Origin of the sequence: Streptomyces sp. 5-10, assembly GCF_014712245.1 — a bacterium.
GTDB classification, from domain to species: Bacteria; Actinomycetota; Actinomycetes; order Streptomycetales; family Streptomycetaceae; genus Streptomyces; species Streptomyces violaceusniger.
The window spans coordinates 137,573-157,340 of the sequence record NZ_JACVYG010000006.1 but is presented as its reverse complement, the minus strand read 5'-3'; the positions used below and the strand labels follow the sequence as shown (position 1 = coordinate 157,340).

The window sequence follows — 19,768 nt, the reverse complement described above, 5'->3', positions numbered from 1 at the left end:
GCACCCCCGCCGCGTAGGCGCGGAAGGCGGCGGGGACGCGGGCCTCGGCGCGTCCCGTCATCGCACCCGGTGCCGCCGGGACCTCCGCACCAGCCGCACCAGGCCGAGGACGATGTCGACCACCAGCACCACCACGCCGATGATCAGCAGATAGCCCAGCCCGTGCACCACCCAGCCGATGAGGCCGAGCACGATGGCCACGATCACCAGGAACAGGAAGAGCGCCACGGCCGACACCTCTCCTCGATCGTCAAGCGTCCTCGGCCATCAGCGGCGCGCGAGCTGCCGCCCGCCGCCCGGGCCCGACCGGTACGTCTTCCCGTAGTGCTGGAAGATCGCCCCCTCCTGCTCCGCGGGCAGCACATCGTCCATGCCGAGCGAGGGTGCCTTCTTCACCAGCGACCGCGTGTAGGAGACCTTCACATAGCCCGGCCCGACCACCGCGTCGTCCACGGGGACGAACACCAGACGGTGGCGGGTGGGCAGCCCGGTGCGGACGGTGGCCATGGCGGGTTCGTCGGTGGACGTGGCCACGTAGATCGCCTCGAGCACCCCGATCTTGCGGCCCTGCTCATCGACGACATCCTGGTCGCGCCACTCACGGATATCGGCTGGCTGGATCATGACGTATCACCCTCTGACCTCTGCCCTTCCAGCCTGCCTCCGCTCACCGTGGGACGCCACGCCACCCGGCCACCAGGGGTAACGGAGTGTTCGAAAGAGCATGAATTGATCAGGTGTGCCGGATTCCCGAAGGGGTACCCGCCGCGGCGAGGAGGTTGGTATTCATGGTCCCCCTGCTTGTCGTTCTTCTTCTCGCCCTGCTGCTCTTCGGCGCCGGATTCGCGCTGAAGGCCCTGTGGTGGATCGCGGTCATCGTGCTCGCCGTCTGGCTGATCGGCTTCATCGCCCGGCCGACAGTCGGCGGGCGGCGAGGACGGTGGTACCGCTGGTAGCCCGAAGACGGCACAGATAAACCGCGACGCGAGACCGAAGGGGCCCGGCCGGAGATTTCTCCGGCCGGGCCCCTTCGGTCGTGTTCCGCTGTGACCGTTGTGGTCAGCAGCGCGGCGGTAGCACCCCGTCGTACCCGGGCCTACTCCTCGGTGAGCATTCCGCGCCGCAGCCTGCCGAGCGAACGGCTGAGCAGCCGGGAGACATGCATCTGGGAGACGCCCAGCTCGGCGCCGATCTCCGACTGCGTCATCTCCTCGCCGAACCGCATCTGCAGAATGCGGCGGTCCCGCTCGCCGAGCTGCTCCACCAGCGGCTTGAGCGCGTGCAGGTTCTCCACGGCCTCCATGGCCGGGTCGACGTCGCCGAACCGGTCCGCGTACGTGGTCACGCGCGTGGCACCGCTCTCCTGGTCCGCGGGCGCGTCCAGCGAGGTGGTGAGATAGCCGTTGCTGGCCACCAGTCCGTCGACGACCTCGTCCTCGCTCAGCCGCAGATGCTCCGCGAGCTCGGCCGTGGTGGGCGACCGGTCCAGCCGCTGGAACAGCTCCTCGTTGGCCTTGGCGAGGTCGATCCGCAACTCCTGGAGCCGGCGGGGGACATGCACCGCCCAGCTGGTGTCGCGGAAGAACCGCTTGATCTCGCCGACGATGTACGGAACGGCGAAGGTCGTGAACTCCACCTCACGGCTCAGGTCGAACCGGTCGATCGCCTTGATCAGCCCGATGGTGCCGACCTGGACGATGTCCTCCATCTCCACCGAGCGGTTGTGGAACCGCCGGGCGGCGTACCGGACCAGCGACAGATTGAGCTCGATGAGGGTGTTCCGCACGTACTGGTACTCGTGCGTCCCCTCCTCCAGCTCCGTCAGCCGGTCCAGGAACGTCTTGGTCAGCGCCCGCGCGTCCTTGGGCGCCACCTTCGCCGGATCGTCCACCGTGGGCAGATCGACGGGGTCGGCGGTCTCAACTCCATTCAGTGCTATGTCACTTACCCGAACGTCCTGTGCCTGCTCAGCTTCCGCTGCTGTCAGCATCGACATCGTCGCGGGTGCCGTGTGATTCACCGTCGCACTCCCTGTATCGGCTGCATGCATAGGCTGATTGGGGTCCCGTCTACCCACCCTCCATGCCCTCATGCCTCTTTCCTTCGGGCGCGCGGCGGGCCGGCGAGGACCACCGGGCCCCGCCCGACTGGACCTCGCCGGAGCGGTGACGGCGGGCGTTAGCCGGGCGTTAGCGGATCGGCAGCGACCGTTAAGGGAACGCCAGCGGCGGCCGACACCATGGATGGTGCGTGAGCAGGAACCGCACAAACCAGAAGCCCATGGGGGTCGTCATGTCGCACCACATCCTCAACCGCCGTATCCGTAAGGCCGGTGCGGCCGCGCTGATCGCCGCCGCCTCGGCCGTCGCCCTCACCGCCTGCGGGAGCAACGACTCGTCCTCCGACGCCAAGGGGAGCTCCTCCTCCCACGCGTCGTCCGCGGCGAAGTCGCCGCGGTCGGACGCCTCGATCCACAACCAGGCGGGCAACCAGACCGGCAAGCGGGCAGCGGCCCTGGGCTCGGGCACCAACAAGGCCCAGGCGACCTCCGAATGCCAGCCGGGCACGCTGCGGGCGACCCTGGACTCCGCCGGCACCTCCCAGGCCGAGATGAACCACCGGGGCACCTTCCTGCGGGTGACGAACACCGGCGACGAGACCTGCGTGATCAGCGGCTACGCCGGGGTCGCCCTGGAGGGCGCCGGCCACACCGCCATCAAGACCACCGCCCGCCACGGCAGCACCTACTTCGCCACCGACCCGGGCACCCACCCGATCACCCTCGCCCCGGGCAGGAGCGCCTGGGCCGACCTCGTGTGGACCACCACCGGCGCCGGGACCGCACACGCGAAGTACCTGCAGATCTCCCCGACGGGCAGCAACTCCCACAGCACGGTCGCCTTCAACCACGACCTCGACAACAGCACGCTGTCCCTGACCGCCTGGTCCGCCAAGCCCCCCATCAACGGCTGACCCCCCCCGAAAACCCGAAGAACCCCAGCTCGGACATGGTCCGGGCTGGGGTTCTCACTGAGCCGCCTAAGGGAATCGAACCCTTGACCTACGCATTACGAGTGCGTCGCTCTGGCCGACTGAGCTAAGGCGGCATGCTGCGGAGCCAGATTGGCAGCAGCAGCGTCGCCAAGTCTACACAGTTTCGAGGGGTGCTCCGTACGGGGCCGGGCGGGGCCGGGTGGGGCCTGGGCTGGGGCGGGGCGGGGCCCGGGCCGGTCAGTGGCAGCGGGTGTGGGGGGCGGGTGGGCGGCCGGTGAGGAGGTAGGTGTTGATCGCCTTGTCGATGCAGCCGCTGCCGCGGCCGTAGGCCGTATGGCCGTCGCCGTCGTAGGTGAGGAGGGTGGCGGAGGAGAGCTGGGTGGCGAGGGCGCGGGCCCAGGGGTAGGGGGTGGCGGGGTCGCGGGTGGTGCCGACGACGACGATGGGGGCGGCGCCCTTGGCGTGCAGGGCGTGGGCCGTGCCGGTCGGGCGGACGGGCCAGTAGGCGCAGTTCAGGGCCGCCCAGGCGAGGGCCTTGCCGAAGACGGGGGATGCCTGTCGGAAGTCGGGGACGGACTTCCTGACCTCGGCGGGGGTGCGGAAGGCGGGTGGCAGGTCGAGGCAGTTGACGGCGGGGTTGGCGTACATGAGGTTGGCGTACGAGCCGTCGGCGTCGCGTTCGTAGTAGAGGTCGGCCAGGTTGAGCAGACCTCCGCCGTGACCGCGCATCGCGGAGCGGAGGGCGGTGCGCAGCTGGGGCCAGGCGGTCTCGTCGTACATGGCGGAGATCACGCCGATCGTGGCGAGGGACTCGCTCAGGGCGCGGGACTCGCCGGTGCGGACCGGGTGGGAGTCGAGGCGGGCGAAGAAGGCGCCGAGCCGGTCCCGGGCGGTGGCCACGGAGCCGGTGCCGAGGGGGCAGCCGGTGCGGCGCACGCAGTCCCTGGCGAAGGCGGTGAAGGCGGTTTCGAAACCGGCGGTCTGGTCGCGGTTGACGCGCCGGGCGGACAGCGTCGGGTCGAGCGCGCCGTCGAGGACGAGACGGCCGACGCGGTGGGGGTAGAGGTCGGCGTAGGTCGCGCCGAGGAAGGTGCCGTAGGAGGCGCCGACGTACGTCAGCTTCCGGTCGCCCAGCGCGGCGCGCAGCACATCCATGTCCCGGGCCGCCTCGACCGTCGAGACATGGCCGAGGATGCGGCCGGAGCGGGTCGCGCAGCCGCGGGCGAACTTCTTGTAGGCGGCGACGAGGCGGTCGGTCTCGCCGCGGCCGTCGGGCGTCTGGTCGGTCTGGGTGAAGGCGTCCATCTGCTTGTCGCTCAGACAGGTGACGGGCTCGCTGGCGGCCACGCCGCGCGGGTCCATCGCCACCATGTCGTAGCGGGCGCGCACCCGGGCCGGGTAGCCGACCGCCGCGAAGCTCTGCAGATAGCCGATCGCGGAGCCGCCGGGGCCGCCGGGGTTCACCAGGAGCGAACCGAGGCGGCGGCCGGTGCCGGTGGCCTTCTTACGGGAGACCGCGAGTTTCAGGTCCCGGCCGGTGCCGGGTCTCGCGTAGTCGAGCGGGGCCTTGAGCGTGGCGCATTCGAAGTCCGCGCCGCCGCAGGGGCGCCAGCTCAGCGTCTGCGCGTAGTACGGCTTGAGGGCGGCGGGAACGGCCTTCTTCGACAGCGACGCGGCGCGCGGAGCGGAGGCGTCGGCCGAGCAGCCGGAGGACAGCAGGGCGGCGGTCGTGAGGGCGACGCCGAGGGTCCGGAGCGGGCGGCTGCTGAGTCGGGTGTGCATGGGCTGATCCCTCGGTTCGCGGTCGAGTCGCGGGATCGCGCCGGCCGGATCACATGGATCGCCCTGTACTGGTTCCTCCGGGACAGGACCGGTTCGCCCCCTTACGGAGAGTATCCACTCGGACACGCTCCATGCGTCCAGCGGCTAACCCGTATGGGTGACTCAGCCCGCCCGCAGCGCCATGGTCATCGCCTCGACCGCCAGCAGCGGCGCCACATTGCTGTCCAGCGCCTGGCGGCAGGCCGTGATCGCCTCTATCCGGCGCAGCGTCCGCTCGGGCTTCGAGCCCGACGCGATCCGCTCCAGCGCGTCCCGTACGTCGGTGTTGGCGAGCGCGACCTGGGAGCCGAGCTGGAGGGCCAGCACATCCCGGTAGAAGGCGGTCAGATCGGTGAGCGCGAGGTCGAGGCTGTCGCGCTGGGTCCGGGTGGCGCGGCGCTTCTGGCGGTCCTGGAGATCCTTCATGGCCCCGGCCGTGCCGCGCGGCAGCCGCCCGCCCGTACCGGCGGCGGCGCCCAGGGCGGCGCGCAACTCCTCGGTCTCCTTGGCGTCGATCTCCTCCGCCACCTGCTTGGCGTCCTCGGCCGCCGCGTCGATCAGCTCCTGGGCCGCCTTGAGGCAGCCGCCCACGTCGTCGACGCGCAGCGGGAGCTTCAGGACGGCGGCGCGGCGGGCGCGGGCCCGCTCGTCGGTGGCCAGGCGGCGGGCACGGCCGATGTGGCCCTGGGTAGCGCGGGCGGCGGAGGCGGCGAGCTCGGGTTCGATGCCGTCGCGCCGGACGAGGATGTCCGCCACGGCGTCCACCGGGGGCGTGCGGAGGGTGAGGAGGCGGCAGCGGGAGCGGATCGTGGGCAGCACGTCCTCCAGCGAGGGCGCGCACAGCAGCCATACGGTGCGCGGCGCGGGCTCCTCGACGGCCTTGAGGAGCACGTTGCCCGCGCCCTCGGTCAGACGGTCGGCGTCCTCCATGACGATCACCTGCCACCGGCCTCCGGCGGGCGAGAGCTGGGCGCGGCGGACGAGCTCACGGGTCTCCTTGACGCCGATGGTGAGCATGTCCGTACGGACCACCTCCACATCGGCGTGGGTGCCGACCAGGGCGGTGTGACAGCCCTCGCAGAAGCCGCAGCCGGGAGCGCCGCCGAGCGCCCGGTCCGGGCTGACGCACTGCAGCGCGGCGGCGAAGGCGCGGGCGGCGGTGGCCCGGCCGGAACCGGGCGGGCCGGTGAACAGCCAGGCGTGGGTCATCTTGGACGACGCCATGGGCTCCTCAACGGGGCCGTCGGCCGCCTCACCGGCGGCCGTGACCAGGGCGTCCGCATCCCGCGCGGCAGCCGACAGCTGGGCCGCCACTCGGTCCTGCCCGACCAGGTCGTCCCACACCGCCATGGCTGCCTCCACCACTCGTCCCTACGGCACCCCATTGTGGTCCACCCCACCGACAGCCGAACGCGTCACCCACCGCTGACGCCGCCCGGCACCGGCGGGCCTCCGGCGGTCACCCGCCGTCGGCGCCCTGACACCGCCGTCCCGCCGACGGCCGGACACGGCCATCGGCCGCGACGCGGGGACGGTCGGTCCTTCCCACCCCGCCCCTTCCCGAACCGGGGCGCCGCCCCGGCCCCCCGCCGGAGCTCCGCCCCTGGCCCCGCTCCTCGAACTCCCCCAGCTACCGCGGGGAGGTGCCCCTGGAGGGGCCGGAGGGTGCCGCTCCGCTCCGGGGCTCCTCAGACGCCGAAGGGCACGGCTGCCCCAAGGACTCCACCGAACGCTGGAAGGCACCGCCGACGTCCCCTTCGCCGTCCCGCCGACAGCCGGGCGCGGCCGACGGCGGCGACGCCCGCTCCATCAGCGAGCCTGCGCCAGCGCACTGCCACCTGCCGGACACGGCCATCAACGGCGGGACCGAGCCGAACGATCAGGGAGCCTCCATCCCCCGCTCACCGCAGCGGCCCACCGCCTGCAGGACGCGGCCGTCGCCGACGGCACCCAGTCGGACCATGAGCGGCCGTTCGCCGACTCACCGCCGTCAGTGGCCCACCGTCGGCGCCCCGCCCGACAGCCGGGGGCGGCCATCCGCGACGGCACCCCGCCATACCGTCAGCGGCGGCGGCCGTCCTCGTCGTCGCGGGGGCCGAGCAGTTCGTCGGCCAGGGACGGGAGGTCGTCCAGGGGGGTCTCCTCGGCCCACTCGGGGCGGCGACGTCGGCGCGGCGGTTCGGCGCCGCCCCGCGCCTGGCTCTGGTCATAGCCGTGGCCCTGGCCCTGGTCATAGCCGTGACCCTGGCCCTGGTCCTGGCCGTACCGCGGCATCTCGCGCGTGCGCTCGTTGCCCTGGCCGTGCTCCTGACCCTGGCCCTGGCCCTCGTCCGGGCGGAACAGCCACGGCGGGACCCGATCCGCCGGGTCGGCGGAGCGCTCGTCCCGTACGGGCGGCAGGACGGCCGTCTCGTCGGCCGCGTTCGTGGGCGGCTCGGCGGGCGGCTGGGGCAGGACGGCCGTCTCCTCGGCGTCCGGGCCGCCCCGGCGCTCCGGGCCGTCCTGGGGCCGTACGGGCGGCAGCACGGCGGTCTCGTCGGCGTCCGGGCCGCTCTGGGGCGGTACGGGCGGCGCGGGCGGCACCGGTGGCAGCACCGTGGTCTCATCGGCCGCCGGCCCCGTACCGGACTCGCCGCCGTACCCCGCTCGCGGGTCGAACCGCGGCGTCTGGACGGTCTCCGTCGTATCCGGGTGCGGGTCGTCCGGGCTGTCCGCGCCGGAGCCCGCGGCGCCCCGGGCGCCGCCGGTGCCCCGGGGGCCGTCCTCGTCCTCGGGCGGCGGGGTCGGGGCCTCGGTCTCCACGGTCGGCGCGTCCGCCCCGGAGGACGCCGCGTCCGCCGCCAGCCGTGCCTGCTCCGCCCGCAGCAGCGCCTCTTCGGCCTTGCGCTGCTCCTCCTGGCGGCGCGCCTCGGCCTCGGCCTGCCGCAGCGCCTCCGCCTCCGCCTGGAGGCGGCGCCGCTCCTCCTCGGCGGCGCGGGCGCGGTCCTCGGCCTCGATGCGCTTGCGGTCCTCCTCGGCCCTGCGGCGCGCGTCCTCGGCCCGCTGACGGGCCGCCTCCGCCTGCCGCTCGGCCTCGCGCTGGCGGGCCTCCTCCAGCTCGCGCCGCTTGCGCTCCTCCTCCTCGGCGCGCGCCTTGGCGAGCGCCTCCTGGCGCTCGCGCTCCAGCCGCTCCTCCTCGGCCTTGCGGGCGGCCTCTTCCTCCGCGCGCCGACGGGCCTCCTCCTCGGCGGCCTTACGGGCCTCCTCCTGGGCCTTCACCTCCGCCTCGGACAGCGGCAGCATCTGGTCCAGGCGGTGGCGCACCACGGAGGTGACCGCCTCCGGCAGCTGCCCGGCGTCGACGACGATGTAGCGGGCCGGGTCGGCGGCGGCAAGGGCCAGGAATCCGGCCCGTACGCGCTGGTGGAACTCGGCGGGCTCGGACTCCAGCCGGTCCGGGGCCTCGGTGAAGCGTTCGCGCGCGGTCTCCGGCGAGACGTCCAGGAGCACCGTCAGATGCGGCACCAGGCCGTTCGTCGCCCAGCGCGAGATCCGGGCGATCTCGGTCGCGGCGAGGTCGCGCCCCGCGCCCTGGTAGGCGACGGACGAGTCGATGTAGCGGTCGGAGATGACGACCGCGCCGCGCTCGAGCGCCGGGCGGACGACGGTGTCGACGTGCTCGGCGCGGTCCGCCGCGTACAGCAGCGCCTCGGCGCGGTGCGAGATCCCGGCGGACGAGACGTCGAGCAGGATCGAGCGCAGCCGCTTGCCGATCGCGGTCGCGCCCGGCTCACGGGTCACCACGACCTCGTGCCCCTTGGCCCTGATCCACTCGGCCAGCGCCTCCACCTGCGTGGACTTGCCCGAGCCATCGCCGCCCTCGACGGCGATGAAGAAGCCGGTGGCGGCCGGGCCCTCGTCCGTGCCGCCCCCGCCGAGCAGCGCCTCGCGCAGATCGCGCCGCAGCGGCACGCCCTGCCGGTCGTCGGTCCGGCCGAGGACCAGCGCGGCGACGGGCAGCAGCAGCGCGCCCACCAGCATCAGGGTGAAGGCCGCGCCGCCGTGGGCGAAGACGAAGTCGCCGCTGCCGAGCCGGTGCGGTCCGATGACGGCGGCGAGCAGCGGCGCGGCGACCGCGCCGAGCCCGACGCCGACCCGGACGACGGCCTGCAAGTGCTCGGTCATCCGGGGCCGGCGGGTCTCCTCGGACTCCTGGTCCAGGAGGGAGTGGCCGGTGTGGGCGGCGACGCCCGCCGACACGCCCGCGATCAGGGCGATCAGCACGACGGTGGTGGTGTCGTGCACCAGGCCCACCGCGAGCAGCGCGAGCCCGGTCAGCGCGACGGACAGCGCCAGCAGCCGGCGCCGCGACAGACCCGGGAGGACCTTCGGGGCCCAGCGGATGCCCATCGCCGGACCGCCGGTCAGGACGAGGACGAGCAGCGCGAAGCCGACCGGCCCGCCACCGAGGTCCATGGCCTGCAGCGGGGCGACGCCCACGGCCGCGGCGATCGCGCCCGCCACCCCGGCGCAGGCGAGCACCATCAGCGGAACGGCTCCGGTGCGGCCCTTGTCGGCGCCGGTCCCGGAGGCGGCGCGGGGGCGGCGCAGCCCCTCCAGGGGGGAGCGGGTGCGGCTGGTCTGCGCGCCGGGCAGTTCGATGAAGGCGAGGATCGAGATCGACGCGGCGAAGAGCCCGGCGCCGACGTACGAGCCGAGGGCGGCCTGGTGGGTGTGGAACCACTCCACGCCGGTGCCCAGCAGCCTGCCGATGAGCGTGACGACGAGCAGCGCGGCGGCCGCGATCGGCAGCGTCAGGAAGTTCGTACGGAGCGAGAGCCGGCGCAGCGCGTCCAGGTGGTCGGGCAGCGGCCGCACGGCGGCGCCCTCGGCGGGCGGTGCCGGGAGCAGCGAGGGGGCCGCGCCGTCCTTGGCGACGGTCCAGAAGCGCTCCACGACGCCGACGACGAAGGTCGTGATGAGCAGCCAGGCGACGGCGTCGGCCGGGGCCCAGTCGATCCACAGCGGCGCGATGAGGAGCAGCGCCAGCCGCAGACCGTCCGCGCCGACCATGGTCCAGCGGCGGTCCAGCGGCCCGGAGGGGCCGATCAGCGCGGCGAGCGGCCCGAGGAGCACCGCGCCGAACAGCACGGTCGCGAAGAGCCGTACGCCGAGCACCACCGCCACCGAGAAGGCCGCGCCGCGATACCCGCCGCCGAAGGAGCCGGCCGCCACGGACGCCTGGAGCGTCAGCAGCACCAGCACCAGCACGGCGAGCACGTCCCCGGCACCGCCGACGAGTTGAGCGCTCCACAGCCGTCGCAGCGGCTGATAGCGCAGCAGGGCTCGTACGGCCCGCTCGCGGGAGTCCGCGGCAAGGGCACCGGAAGTGGCGGTCACGTCCGTTGGCTGCTCTCGCGTCATCCCGCCAGCCTATCCGGATCACGTGAATCCACGGCCCCCCGGCCGAACAAACGGGCGGTGAGCCGTGGATGGCGTGCGAATTGCTCCGCCTTGCTCCGCTTCCCGCCGGCCGCCCGCCGTCGGCCGGCTCCTCCGGTTACTCGGCGTTGGCCGACGACCTCTCGGCCGCCGTCTTCTTGGCCGCGGTCTTCGCGGTCGTCTTCTTGGCGGCCGTCTTCTTCGTGGTCGTCTTCTTCGCGGTCGTCTTCGCCGCCGCGGTCTTCTTGGCGGCCGTCTTCTTCGTGGTCGTCTTCTTCGCGGTCGTCTTCGCCGCCGCGGTCTTCTTGGCGGCCGTCTTCTTCGTGGTCGTCTTCTTCGCGGTCGTCTTCGCCGCCGCGGTCTTCTTGGCGGCCGTCTTCTTCGTGGTCGTCTTCTTCGCGGTCGTCTTCGCCGCCGCGGTCTTCTTGGCGGCCGCCTTCTTGGCGGTCTTCTTGGCCGGGCCCTTGGCCCGCTTCTCGGCGAGCAGCTCGTAGCCGCGCTCGGGCGTGATGGTCTCCACGTCGTCGTCGCGGCGCAGCGTCGCGTTGGTCTCGCCGTCCGTGACGTACGGACCGAAGCGACCGTCCTTGACCACCACGGGCCGCTCGCTGACCGGGTCGGTGCCCAGCTCCTTCAGCGGCGGCTTGGCCGCGGCCCGGCCCCGCTGCTTGGGCTGGGCGTAGATCGCCAACGCCTGCTCGAGCGTGATGGTGAAGATCTGCTCCTCGGTCTCGAGCGACCGCGAGTCCGTGCCCTTCTTCAGGTACGGGCCGTAGCGGCCGTTCTGCGCGGTGATCTCCACGCCCTCGGGGTCGGTGCCGACCACACGCGGCAGCGACATCAGCTTGAGCGCGTCCTCCAGGGTCACCGTGTCCAGGGACATCGACTTCAGCAGGGAGGCCGTGCGCGGCTTGATGGCGTTCTTACCGCTCTTGGGGGTGTCCTCGGGAAGCACCTCGGTGACGTACGGGCCGTAGCGGCCGTCCTTGGCGACGATCATGCGACCGGTCTCGGGGTCAGGACCCAGCTCGAACTCACCGCTCGGCTTGGCGAGCAGTTCCTCCGCGAGCTCCACGGTCAGCTCGTCCGGCGGCAGGTCGTCGGGGACATCGGCGCGGCGGCCGGTGCCGCCCTCGACCTCCGTCGGGCGCTCGACGTACGGCCCGTAGCGGCCGACGCGCAGCACGATGCCGTCGCCCACGGGGAAGGACGAGATCTCCCGGGCGTCGATCGCGCCCAGGTCGGTGACCAGCTCCTTGAGGCCGCCGAGGTGGTCGCCGTCGCCGTTCCCGGCCTCGGCGGCGCCGGCCTGCGCGCCCTCGCCGAAGTAGAAGCGCTTCAGCCACGGCACGGCCTCGGCCTCACCGCGCGCGATGCGGTCGAGGTCGTCCTCCATCTTGGCGGTGAAGTCGTAGTCGACCAGCCGGCCGAAGTGCTTCTCCAGCAGGTTGACCACGGCGAAGCTCAGGAAGGAGGGCACGAGCGCGGTGCCCTTCTTGAAGACGTAGCCGCGGTCGAGGATGGTGCCCAGGATCGTGGCGTAGGTCGACGGGCGGCCGATCTCGCGCTCTTCGAGCTCCTTGACCAGCGACGCCTCGGTGTAGCGGGCCGGGGGCTTGGTCGCGTGGCCGTCGGCGGTGATCTCCTCGGCGGTGAGCCGGTCGCCCTCGGCGACCTGCGGCAGCCGGCGCTCGCGGTCGTCGAGCTCGGCGTTCGGGTCGTCGGCGCCTTCCACGTACGCCTTCATGAAGCCGTGGAAGGTGATCGTCTTACCGGAGGCGGAGAACTCGGCGTCCCGGCCGTCGCTCGCCTGCCCGCCGATCTTGACGGTGACCGAGTTGCCGACCGCGTCCTTCATCTGGGAGGCGACGGTCCGCTTCCAGATCAGCTCGTAGAGCCGGAACTGGTCGCCCGTGAGGCCGGTCTCCGCCGGGGTGCGGAAACGGTCTCCCGAGGGGCGGATGGCCTCGTGCGCCTCCTGGGCGTTCTTGACCTTGCCCGCGTAGGTGCGCGGCTTGTCGGGCAGGTAGTCGGCCCCGTACAGCTGGGTGACCTGCGCCCGGGCCGCCGTCACCGCCGTGTCCGACAGGACGGTGGAGTCCGTACGCATATAGGTGATGTAGCCGTTTTCGTACAGCTTCTGCGCGATCTGCATGGTGGCCTTGGCACCGAAGCCCAGCTTGCGGCTGGCCTCCTGCTGCAGCGTCGTCGTGCGGAACGGCGCGTACGGCGAGCGGCGGTACGGCTTGGACTCGACCGAGCGCACCGTGAAGGCGGTGCCGACGAGGGCCGTGGCCAGCGAGCGGGCGCCCGCCTCGTCCAGGTGGAGGACGTTGAGGCCGTCCTTGAGTAGCCCGAGCGACGTGAAATCGCGCCCCTGGGCGACCCGGAGGCCGTCGACGGCCGTAAGGCGGGCACCGAAGGTGCCGGGGTCGCTGATGTCACCGGCCCGGCCGGTGGAAAAGGTGCCGGTGAGGTCCCAGTACTCGGCGGAGCGGAAGGCGATGCGATCGCGCTCGCGCTCGACGACGAGACGGGTGGCGACCGACTGGACCCGGCCCGCGGACAGGCCGCGCATGACCTTCTTCCACAGGACCGGCGAGACCTCGTAGCCGTAGAGGCGGTCGAGGATGCGGCGGGTCTCCTGGGCGTCGACGAGGCGCTGGTTCAGCTCGCGCGGATTGGCCACGGCGGCCCGGATGGCGTCCTTGGTGATCTCGTGGAAGACCATCCGGCGGACCGGGACCTTGGGCTTGAGGACCTCCTGGAGGTGCCAGGCGATGGCCTCGCCCTCGCGGTCCTCATCGGTGGCCAGGAAGAGCTCGTCGGAGTCGGCGAGCAGCTCCTTGAGCTTCTTGACCTGGCTCTTCTTATCAGCGTTGACCACATAGACGGGCTGGAAGTCGTGCTCGACGTCCACGCCGAGGCGCCGGACCTCGCCGGTGTACTTGTCGGGGACCTCGGCCGCACCGTTCGGCAGGTCCCGGATGTGCCCGACGCTGGCCTCGACCACGTATCCCGGACCGAGGTAGCCCTTGATCGTCTTCGCCTTGGCAGGCGACTCGACGATGACGAGTCGGCGGCCGCCCTGTGCGGTCTCGCTGGTGGTCGGGGACAACTTGGCTCTTCTCTCCGGTCGACTCTCGGTGAACGGGCAGTGCCGCGCGGGTAACGCTCACGGCCTCCCTCTACGGTGACGCTGCGGAGTGTGACGGTACATCCCGCCCCCGTGTCAAACGGAAAAAGCCCGCAACGCCACTCGAACGGTAACCCGACAACCGTCCTGTCTGCCGCCCGGACCGGCACGAGGCAGCGCGGAAGGCCCTGTCAGGCGTAACCCAGGCACCAGATTCCGCCGCCGAGCGCGGCGACGCCGAAGAGAAGGGAGAGCACCGCGGAAGCGACAGGACTCACACCGTGCGCGACCGGCACACGCAGCCTCAGGCGCGCCGCCGTCCACAGCAGCAGCGCGGCGCCGAACAACACGAATGCCGTTCCGGCGAAGATCGCAGGTCCGCTCTCCATGGCGGGAGCGTGGCACGCACGGGAGGCGTGAGCGCGAACCCCGGGTGAACAGCGCGCGTCGCCTCACCGGGCCCCGTCCGTACCCGCCCCGGGGCGGCCCCTTCGGCGCCCCGGCGGCAGCTTCCTGCCATACGGGGGCGCGTTCCAGAGCGCTGTACCACCGGCGCACGCCCCCCGGCGCACATGCGGCGCGTTTCGTGTTGTGGCGTTCCTATGCCGTCATGCCTGCGCCGTCATGCCCTGTGCCGTCATGACATCTCCATGCCGTCGTCGGCCGGCCGCAGAAAGCCCTGCTCGACCAGGAGCCGGATGGACTCCGGGGTGCGGTCGCGCAGCACCACCGGATCCTCCCCGAGCAGCTGGGCGATGGCGTCCAGGATCCGGCCGGCGCTGAGTGTGCCGTCGCACACCCCCGCGAAGCCCGCCCCGACCGTGTCCACCTTCGTCGCGCGCCGCATCCCCCGGTGCTGCCTGAGCACCACATGCTCGGGGTCCTCGGCCCCGGGCGGGCCCACCTGCTCCTGGACGACCTCGTCGGCCAGCCGGAAGCGGGTGGTCAGCAGCGCGGCGTCGTCATGCGTGCGCAGGAAGTCCTGCCGGTCGAAGTGGGCCATGACCTCGGCACCCAGCGGCTGCTCGACCGGATGGGGCCACTCCTCCACGGTCACCGAGGGCCGGTCGGCGCCGGACTTGCGCAGGGTGATCCAGCCGAAGCCGACGGCCGTGGTCTTCCGCGCCTCGAACTCGTCCAGCCACGCCTCGTAGCGCGCCGCGTACGCCTCGGGACCGGCCAGGTGCTCACCGGCGTCGCGCAGCCACAGCTCGGCGTACTGGGTGACGTCCTGCACCTCGCGCTGCACGATCCACGCGTCACAGCCGGGCGGGACCCAGGAGGCCAGCCGCTCGCGCCAGTCCTCCCCCTCGACGTGCTGCCAGTTCGCCAGCAGCTGACACCAGCCGCCGTCGGCGAGGTGCCCGGCGGACCGCTGGACGAGGGTGCGGCACAGGTCGTCCCCGGACATCCCGCCCTCCCGGTAGACCAGCTCCCCGCCCTCCGGGGCGCGCGGGGAGATCACGAAGGGCGGGTTGGAGACGATCAGGTCGTACGTCTCGTCCCGGACCGGCTCGAACAGCGACCCCTCCCGCAGATCCGGCTCCGGCGCCCCGGACAGGGCGAGGGTCAGCCGGGCGATGGCCAGGGCGCGCGGATTGCGGTCCGTGGCGGTCACGCGGGCGGCGTGGCGGCCCGCGTGCAGCGCCTGGATGCCGGAGCCGGTGCCGAGGTCGAGGACCCGGTCCACCGGCGCGGGCACGGTGAGACCGGCGAGCGTGGTGGACGCGCCGCCGACCCCGAGCACGAGCCGGGAGCGGTCCTCACGGCCACGGGCGCCGCCCGGGCCACCGATCCCTGCCGCGCCGCCGACCGCGCAGCCCAGGTCGGAGACGATCCACCAGTCCTGGCCCTCGGGCCCGCCGTAAGGCCGCACGTCCACGCTCGCGCGCACCTCGTCGCCCTCGCGCACCAGCCAGCCGTCGGCGAGGCAGTCCTCGACGGGAAGGGCCGCGGCCGCCCGCCCGTACGCCACCGGGCGCTGCAGCAGGAAGAGCCGCACCAGGGTCTCCAGCGGGCCGCTCCCGCCCCGGGTGGCGCGCAGCGCCGGGACGGTCTCCCCGCGCGCCAGGGCCGCGTACGCGGACGGGCCGAACAGGTCCAGCAGACCGTCGGCGGTGAAGGAGGCGGCCGACAGCGCCTCGCGAAGGCGGGCGGTGCGCTCGGGGTCGGCGGTGGGGAGGCGGGACGAGGGCTGGTGCGTACTCACGCCCCCATTGTCGGGGCAACCACCGACAGCGGGCGACGGCAGTCGGCATCGGGACGACGTCGCCCGCGCCGACCGGGGTGACAGGCCGACAAAGGGCGCGCCGGAGGGCGGCGTTGCCCCTGGCGGCAGAACTTCCCCGGCGGTCCGCGTAAGGGGCTACGGGGACCGCTGGGAGGAGTACGAGGGCTCTGAGGGCCGGCGAGGACCGGCTAGGACTGCGTCGTGGCGCCGCCGGCCGTCTTCGGCTTCTGGCAGCCGGGCTGCTTGGCCATCGCCGAGCCGACCTTGCCCTCCTGGAGCTTCTGCAGGGCCTGGTCACCCGACTTGCTGAGCTTGTCGAGCTCATCGGCGACGCCCTTGAGCCCCTGGGCGAACTTGGACTTGTCCGAGGTGTCCAGCTTGTCGACGGCCGACTTCAGCTTCGTGTACGACGCCGAGGTGGCGTTGAGCTCCTTGACCGCCTGCTTCTGGGTCTTGTCGCCGTTGTCCACGGGCGGCGGGCCCGCCTTGTTCACGGCCTTGGCGAGTGCCCCGTAGGACTCGGAGATCTCCTGGAACGCCTTGGAGTCGGTCTGCTGCAGTTTCTTGGAGTCCTGCTCGTCGGCGGCGCCCTGGATCGCGGTGTTGGCACCCTGGATCTTCGTCAGCTGAGGCTGCACCTCGTCACAGACCGACTTGGCCCAGTCGTTGACCTTCTTGTCCTCGTCGCCGCCCCCGCAGCCGGTCAGCGCCAGTACGAGTGCCGCACCGCCGGACAGTGCAGCCACAAGCTTCTTGTTCACCGGATTGGTCCCTTCCATGGCTCTCGGCCCCGGAACATACACGTCCATCCGGCGAAGCCCACGGGGAGAGCGTCCCGTATGGATATCTTTAGGATCATTTGCACCACGCTCATTGTGGACATGGCCTCATCGAGCGGATGGCGCACCGCGGACAGGGAAGCGGGCGGACGATGTGCCGTCGCACACCGCCCGCCCGCATGTCGCGGGGGCATTCCCGGCCCCCCGGCCCCTTCCGGGGCTAGGACACCACCGCCGCGTCGGCTGACTTCGCCACGTGCTCGGAGTTGCCTTCGTCACCTACGGCGATTCCGCGCCGCTTGGAGATGTAGACGGCGGTCACGATGATCACGACGGCGATCACCGCGACGACCGCGCGCAGCCCCGGGCTGGCGTTGTCCCCGTAGGAGAACTTGACCACCGCGGGGGCGATCAGCAGCGCCACCAGGTTCATCACCTTCAACAGCGGGTTGATCGCGGGACCGGCGGTGTCCTTGAAGGGATCACCGACCGTGTCGCCGATCACCGTCGCGGCATGGGCCTCGCTCCCCTTGCCGCCGTGGTGACCGTCCTCGACCAGCTTCTTGGCGTTGTCCCAGGCGCCGCCGGAGTTGGCGAGGAAGACGGCCATCAGCGTGCCGGTACCGATCGCGCCCGCCAGGAAGGAGCCGAGCGCGCCGACTCCGAAGGTGAAGCCGACGGCGATCGGCGCCATGACGGCGAGCAGACCCGGGGTGGCCAGCTCGCGCAGGGCGTCCTTGGTGCAGATGTCGACGACCCGGCCGTATTCGGGCTTCTCGCTGTAGTTCATGATCCCGGGCTTCTCGCGGAACTGCCGCCGCACCTCGAAGACCACCGCACCGGCCGACCGCGACACCGCGTTGATCGCCAGCCCGGAGAAGAGGAAGACGACGGCGGCGCCGAGGACGAGGCCCACGAGGTTGTTGGGCTGCGAGATATCCAGGTTCAGGTTCATCTCCCCGGACACGGAGGTGTGCACGTCCTTCACCGCCTCGGCGATGGCATCGCGGTACGAGCCGAAGAGCGCGGCCGCGGCGAGCACCGCCGTCGCGATGGCGATGCCCTTGGTGATCGCCTTGGTGGTGTTGCCGACCGCGTCCAGGTCGGTGAGCACCTGCGCGCCCGCGCCCTCGACGTCGCCGGACATCTCGGCGATGCCCTGGGCGTTGTCGGAGACCGGGCCGAAGGTGTCCATGGCGACGATCACGCCGACCGTGGTGAGCAGACCGGTACCGGCGAGCGCCACGGCGAACAGCGCCAGCATGATCGAACTGCCGCCGAGCAGGAAGGCGCCGTAGACGCTCAGCCCGATCAGCGCCGCCGAGTAGACGGCGGACTCCAGACCCAGCGAGATACCGGAGAGCACCACCGTGGCCGGGCCGGTCAGCGAGGTCTTGCCGACGTCCCGCACGGGACGCCGGGTGGTCTCGGTGAAGTAGCCCGTGAGCTGCTGGATGAGCGCGGCCAGCACGATGCCGACGGCGACGGCGACGAGCGCGAGCACCCGCGGGTCACCGCTGTGGCCGAGGATCTCGCGGTTGGTGACGCCGTCGAGATCCGCGTAGCTGGACGGCAGATAGGCGAAGACCGCGATCGCCACCAGCGCCATCGAGATCAGGGCGGAGATGAAGAAGCCCCGGTTGATGGCGCTCATCCCGCTGCGGTCGGCGCGGCGCGGGGCCACGGCGAAGATCCCGATCATGGCGGTGACCACGCCGATGGCCGGGACGAGCAGCGGGAAGGCCAGCCCGGAGTCGCCGAAGGCCGCCTTGCCGAGGATCAGCGCGGCCACCAGGGTGACGGCGTACGACTCGAAGAGGTCGGCGGCCATCCCGGCGCAGTCCCCGACGTTGTCGCCGACGTTGTCCGCGATGGTCGCGGCGTTGCGCGGGTCGTCCTCGGGGATGCCCTTCTCGACCTTGCCGACGAGGTCGGCGCCGACGTCGGCGGCCTTGGTGAAGATGCCGCCGCCGACCCTCATGAACATCGCGATCAGCGCGGCGCCCAGCCCGAAGCCTTCGAGCACCTTGGGCGCGTCGGCCGCGTAGACCAGCACCACGCAGGAGGCGCCCAGCAGTCCGAGGCCCACGGTGAACATGCCCACCACACCGCCAGTACGGAATGCGATCTTCATTGCCTTGTGCGAGACGGCCGTGAGATCCACGCTCGGCTTACCGGGCGCGGAAGCGGCCGAATCGCCATTGACGGGTGTGGTGGGGGGCTCGGGGGTGGCCTCACGAGCGGCGGCGGCGACGCGCACATTGCTGCGCACCGCGAGCCACATCCCGATATAGCCGGTGGCCGCCGAGAATGCCGCACCGATCAGAAAGAACACCGAACGCCCGATGCGCTGCGCCCAGTCGTCCGCCGGCAACAGCATGAGCAGGAAGAACACCACCACGGCGAATCCGCCGAGGGTGCGCAACTGCCGGGCCAGATAGGCATTGGCGCCTTCCTGAACGGCTTCGGCGATCTTCTTCATACTGTCCGTGCCCTCGCCGGCCGCGAGGACTTGTCGTACCAGCACCACCGCGACCGCGAGCGCCGCGATCGCGACGGCGGCGATCGCCAGCACGATCACACGGTTGTCATCGGTCAGCTCTGCGGCGGCCAGGGTTGGGGTGAGGTCCAGCTGATGAGGGGTGAGAGGCCCCGCCATTCGTCCTCCTTGACGTTTGGCACATGGGCGCGCAGCAGTTCTGCGACCGCAGAAGAGCCGCCACGCTCAGGCGTCCTGAGCTCGAGATGTGGACGGATTGTAGGGAGCGTCACACGATCAAAACAGGGCGCCGGAATGGGAATTCCCCCGCACCAGCGAAGATCAATAGGTTTGGCGGTACGAATTCCTTCGGAAGAAGGAAGGTCGACAATTCGATGACGGATGTAAAGTGATCTCTATAAATGATCTATATAGATGATCTCAATGGCGATCTTGCAGCGGTTGCGCCGCACTGAGAAAAGCGCTGTTCAAAGCGTACGCCCGAGATCGAAAAAGCGCGCGCCGAATGATGCGCCGGGGGTGCGCCCGGGATGCGCCGGGACGATGCCGCCGAGCGGGCGCGGGCACGCCGACGGCCGGACCGGCGATCTTGAAACACCCGGCCCGGTGGTCCGGAAGATCGGGCGAGGGATGACGGGCAGATGCCCCTCGGGGGGCCCGAATTGGCGGATTCGGCGGCCAGGGCAGCTCAGACCCGCGCTGGGGGCCTCGGGGCTCAGGCCCGCGCCGGGCCTCGGGGCGAGGCAAGAGGCCCGGCCCGCCGGGGCACGGCCCGAACCGGCGATGACAGGGCCCCACCCAATACGGGCGGAACCCGAACCGGCGAGGACAGGCCCAACCCGGTACCGGCGGAACACGAACCGGTGGATCAGGACTTCAGAAGCTCC

At 71.9% G+C, this 19,768-nt stretch carries 13 protein-coding genes and 1 tRNA gene; 2 read left to right on the top strand and 12 right to left on the bottom strand.

From position 1 onward, the window contains the following. Nucleotides 1–57: 57 nt before the first annotated feature. Together IEJ02_RS09840 and IEJ02_RS09835 are read right to left on the bottom strand one after the other, a co-directional pair. Nucleotides 58–228, bottom strand: coding sequence for a hypothetical protein (locus tag IEJ02_RS09840; RefSeq protein ID WP_165556251.1), 171 nt, complete (start codon nt 226–228; stop codon nt 58–60). 39 nt (nt 229–267) lie between these two features. After that, complete coding sequence (locus IEJ02_RS09835) at nt 268–624, bottom strand: PRC-barrel domain-containing protein (RefSeq protein WP_137978571.1); 357 nt, start codon at nt 622–624, stop codon at nt 268–270. A 164-nt stretch (nt 625–788) separates the two neighbouring features. On the opposite strand from IEJ02_RS09835, the gene IEJ02_RS09830 reads away from it, so the two are divergent. Beyond that, nucleotides 789–956 carry a hypothetical protein gene (locus IEJ02_RS09830; protein ID WP_020870302.1) on the top strand — a complete coding sequence of 56 codons (168 nt, stop codon included), beginning with the start codon at nt 789–791 and terminating at the stop codon, nt 954–956. A 140-nt stretch (nt 957–1,096) separates the two neighbouring features. On the opposite strand, the gene IEJ02_RS09825 is transcribed toward IEJ02_RS09830, so the two are convergent. Next, nucleotides 1,097–1,996 carry an RNA polymerase sigma factor SigF gene (locus IEJ02_RS09825; RefSeq protein WP_370467016.1) on the bottom strand — a complete coding sequence of 300 codons (900 nt, stop codon included), beginning with the start codon at nt 1,994–1,996 and terminating at the stop codon, nt 1,097–1,099. Between the two features lie 296 nt (nt 1,997–2,292). Here IEJ02_RS09825 and IEJ02_RS09820 point away from each other — a divergent pair, with 296 nt between their 5' ends. Beyond that, on the top strand, nt 2,293–2,973 hold the full coding sequence (locus tag IEJ02_RS09820) for a DUF4232 domain-containing protein (RefSeq protein WP_191064395.1): 681 nt from the start codon (nt 2,293–2,295) through the stop codon (nt 2,971–2,973). A gap of 60 nt (nt 2,974–3,033) precedes the next feature. Here IEJ02_RS09820 and IEJ02_RS09815 read toward each other — a convergent pair. The 9 genes from IEJ02_RS09815 to IEJ02_RS09775 all read right to left on the bottom strand — a co-directional run bounded on the left by IEJ02_RS09815 (nt 3,034) and on the right by IEJ02_RS09775 (nt 19,040). Beyond that, nucleotides 3,034–3,107 (bottom strand) — tRNA-Thr (locus tag IEJ02_RS09815). A 124-nt stretch (nt 3,108–3,231) separates the two neighbouring features. Then, a complete protein-coding gene (locus IEJ02_RS09810) occupies nt 3,232–4,776 on the bottom strand; it encodes an alpha/beta hydrolase (RefSeq protein WP_191064394.1) in 1,545 nt (514 codons plus the stop codon). Nucleotides 4,777–4,938: 162 nt separating this feature from the next. Then, complete coding sequence (locus IEJ02_RS09805) at nt 4,939–6,165, bottom strand: DNA polymerase III subunit delta' (protein ID WP_191064393.1); 1,227 nt, start codon at nt 6,163–6,165, stop codon at nt 4,939–4,941. A 711-nt stretch (nt 6,166–6,876) separates the two neighbouring features. Next, nucleotides 6,877–10,218: a dTMP kinase gene (tmk, locus tag IEJ02_RS09800; protein WP_191064392.1), complete on the bottom strand. Its 3,342-nt coding sequence runs from the start codon at nt 10,216–10,218 to the stop codon at nt 6,877–6,879. 136 nt (nt 10,219–10,354) lie between these two features. Further along, complete coding sequence (gene topA, locus IEJ02_RS09795; RefSeq protein WP_191064391.1) at nt 10,355–13,354, bottom strand: type I DNA topoisomerase; 3,000 nt, start codon at nt 13,352–13,354, stop codon at nt 10,355–10,357. Between the two features lie 209 nt (nt 13,355–13,563). Continuing rightward, nucleotides 13,564–13,761, bottom strand: a complete 198-nt coding sequence (locus tag IEJ02_RS09790) for a hypothetical protein (RefSeq protein ID WP_137978576.1) — start codon at nt 13,759–13,761, stop codon at nt 13,564–13,566. Nucleotides 13,762–14,009: 248 nt separating this feature from the next. Beyond that, nucleotides 14,010–15,581 (bottom strand): DUF7059 domain-containing protein, encoded by a 1,572-nt coding sequence (locus tag IEJ02_RS09785; protein ID WP_191064390.1) that lies wholly within the window; start codon nt 15,579–15,581, stop codon nt 14,010–14,012. Between the two features lie 209 nt (nt 15,582–15,790). Next, entirely contained in the window at nt 15,791–16,363 is a 573-nt protein-coding gene (locus IEJ02_RS09780; RefSeq protein ID WP_275558872.1) for a small secreted protein, read from the bottom strand. A gap of 238 nt (nt 16,364–16,601) precedes the next feature. Next, a complete protein-coding gene (locus tag IEJ02_RS09775) occupies nt 16,602–19,040 on the bottom strand; it encodes a sodium-translocating pyrophosphatase (RefSeq protein WP_191064389.1) in 2,439 nt (812 codons plus the stop codon). Nucleotides 19,041–19,768: the final 728 nt, after the last annotated feature.